Source organism: Enterococcus sp. AZ101, from assembly GCF_050499005.1.
Lineage (GTDB): Bacteria > Bacillota > Bacilli > Lactobacillales > Enterococcaceae > Enterococcus_L > Enterococcus_L ureilyticus.
Genome location: NZ_JBMHEZ010000005.1, coordinates 1 through 3,283 on the forward strand (window position 1 = coordinate 1; position 3,283 = coordinate 3,283).

Annotated in this window: 2 rRNA genes; both read left to right on the forward strand. The window is 49.9% G+C overall.

The features are described 5' to 3' along the window. The first annotated feature begins 155 nt into the window (after positions 1–155). Positions 156–3,067: ribosomal RNA gene (locus IGJ50_RS17060) — 23S ribosomal RNA — on the forward strand. Positions 3,068–3,164: 97 nt separating this feature from the next. Further along, a 5S ribosomal RNA gene (gene rrf, locus IGJ50_RS17065) occupies positions 3,165–3,280 on the forward strand. Positions 3,281–3,283 lie beyond the last annotated feature (3 nt).

Here is a 3,283-nt window from a genome sequence, read left to right on the forward strand (position 1 = left end):
ATTGTTCATTGAAAACTGGATATTGAAGTAAAAAAGTAATCAAAACAAACCGAGAACACCGCGTTGAAGAGTTAATTAACTGTTCGAAGCTTATTTTATTGGTGACGCCTCTATCGCTAGAGAAACGAACCAAACAATTGACCGTAAGGTCATAAGGTTAAGTGAATAAGGGCGCACGGTGGATGCCTTGGCATTAGGAGCCGATGAAGGACGGGACTAACACCGATATGCTTTGGGGAGCTGTAAGTGAGCTATGATCCAGAGATTTCCGAATGGGGAAACCCAACATCTTTTATAGGATGTTACTTTCCAGTGAATACATAGCTGGTTAGAGGTAGACGCAGAGAACTGAAACATCTTAGTACCTGCAGGAAGAGAAAGAAAATTCGATTCCCTGAGTAGCGGCGAGCGAAACGGGAAGAGCCCAAACCAACAAGCTTGCTTGTTGGGGTTGTAGGACTCCGTTGTGGTAGTCTGTCAAGATAGTCGAAGAACCTGGAAAGGTTCGCCAAAGTGGGTAATAGCCCCGTAGACGAAATGTTGGCAACACCTAGGAGGATCCTGAGTACGGCGGAACACGAGAAATTCCGTCGGAATCCGCGGGGACCATCCCGCAAGGCTAAATACTCCCTAATGACCGATAGTGAACCAGTACCGTGAGGGAAAGGTGAAAAGCACCCCGGAAGGGGAGTGAAATAGATCCTGAAACCGTGTGCCTACAACAAGTCAAAGCCCGTTAATGGGTAATGGCGTGCCTTTTGTAGAATGAACCGGCGAGTTACGATTGCATGCGAGGTTAAGGTGAAGAGCCGGAGCCGCAGCGAAAGCGAGTCTGAATAGGGCGAATGAGTATGTAGTCGTAGACCCGAAACCATGTGATCTACCCATGGCCAGGTTGAAGGTGTGGTAAAACGCACTGGAGGACCGAACCCACGTACGTTGAAAAGTGCGGGGATGAGCTGTGGGTAGCGGAGAAATTCCAAACGAACTTGGAGATAGCTGGTTCTCTCCGAAATAGCTTTAGGGCTAGCGTCGAAGTTAAGAATGATGGAGGTAGAGCACTGTTTGGACTAGGGGCCCATCTCGGGTTACCGAATTCAGATAAACTCCGAATGCCATTCATTCATATTCGGCAGTCAGACTGCGAGTGATAAGATCCGTAGTCGAAAGGGAAACAGCCCAGACCACCAGCTAAGGTCCCAAAATATATGTTAAGTGGAAAAGGATGTGGGGTTGCACAGACAACTAGGATGTTGGCTCAGAAGCAGCCACCATTTAAAGAGTGCGTAATAGCTCACTAGTCGAGTGACCCTGCGCCGAAAATGTACCGGGGCTAAACATATTACCGAAGCTGTGGATCACACCTCTGGTGTGATGGTAGGAGAGCGTTCTAAGGGCGTCGAAGCTAGATCGTGAGGACTAGTGGAGCGCTTAGAAGTGAGAATGCCGGTATGAGTAGCGAAAGACGGGTGAGAATCCCGTCCACCGTATGACTAAGGTTTCCTGGGGAAGGCTCGTCCGCCCAGGGTTAGTCGGGACCTAAGCCGAGGCCGAAAGGCGTAGGCGATGGACAACAGGTTGATATTCCTGTACCAGTTGTTTTTGTTTGAGCAATGGAGGGACGCAGGAGGCTAAGGAATGCATGCGACTGGAAGTGCATGTCCAAGCAGTAAGTCTTGAGTAGAGTCAAATGCTTTACTCTGTACGGACAAGCTGTGATGGGGAGGGAAATAATAGTACCGAAGTTCCTGATGTCACACTGTCAAGAAAAGCTTCTAGTGAGAAAACAACTGCCCGTACCGTAAACCGACACAGGTAGTCGAGGAGAGTATCCTAAGGTGAGCGAGCGAACTCTCGTTAAGGAACTCGGCAAAATGACCCCGTAACTTCGGGAGAAGGGGTGCTGACTTCGGTCAGCCGCAGTGAATAGGCCCAAGCGACTGTTTATCAAAAACACAGGTCTCTGCAAAATCGAAAGATGAAGTATAGGGGCTGACGCCTGCCCGGTGCTGGAAGGTTAAGAGGATGGGTTAGCTTCGGCGAAGCTCAGAATTGAAGCCCCAGTAAACGGCGGCCGTAACTATAACGGTCCTAAGGTAGCGAAATTCCTTGTCGGGTAAGTTCCGACCCGCACGAAAGGCGTAACGATTTGGGCACTGTCTCAACGAGAGACTCGGTGAAATTTTAGTACCTGTGAAGATGCAGGTTACCCGCGACAGGACGGAAAGACCCCATGGAGCTTTACTGTAGCTTGATATTGAGTGTTTGTACCACATGTACAGGATAGGTAGGAGCCGATGAACCCGGAACGCTAGTTTCGGTGGAGGCGCTGGTGGGATACTACCCTTGTGTTATGAACCCTCTAACCCGCACCACTTATCGTGGTGGGAGACAGTGTCAGGTGGGCAGTTTGACTGGGGCGGTCGCCTCCTAAAGAGTAACGGAGGCGCCCAAAGGTTCCCTCAGAATGGTTGGAAATCATTCGCAGAGTGTAAAGGCAGAAGGGAGCTTGACTGCGAGACTTACAAGTCGAGCAGGGACGAAAGTCGGGCTTAGTGATCCGGTGGTTCCGCATGGAAGGGCCATCGCTCAACGGATAAAAGCTACCCTGGGGATAACAGGCTTATCTCCCCCAAGAGTCCACATCGACGGGGAGGTTTGGCACCTCGATGTCGGCTCGTCGCATCCTGGGGCTGTAGTCGGTCCCAAGGGTTGGGCTGTTCGCCCATTAAAGCGGCACGCGAGCTGGGTTCAGAACGTCGTGAGACAGTTCGGTCCCTATCCGTCGCGGGCGTTGGAAATTTGAGAGGAGCTGTCCTTAGTACGAGAGGACCGGGATGGACTTACCGCTGGTGTACCAGTTGTTCTGCCAAGGGCATTGCTGGGTAGCTATGTAGGGAAGGGATAAACGCTGAAAGCATCTAAGTGTGAAGCCCACCTCAAGATGAGATTTCCCATTTCTTTAAGAAAGTAAGACCCCTCAGAGATGATGAGGTAGATAGGTTGGAAGTGGAAGTGCAGTGATGTACGGAGCGGACCAATACTAATCGGTCGAGGACTTAACCAAAGAAACGAAATAAAAAAGTTTTTCGGAATGTTTGATTCTATTACTTCAATCCAGTTTTGAGTGAATAATCACTCAACTAAATAGCAACAACACCCAGTGTGGTGGCGATAGCGAGAAGGATACACCTGTTCCCATGCCGAACACAGAAGTTAAGCTTCTTAGCGCCGATTGTAGTGAAGGGTTTCCCTTTGTGAGAGTAGGACGTCGCCACGCTAA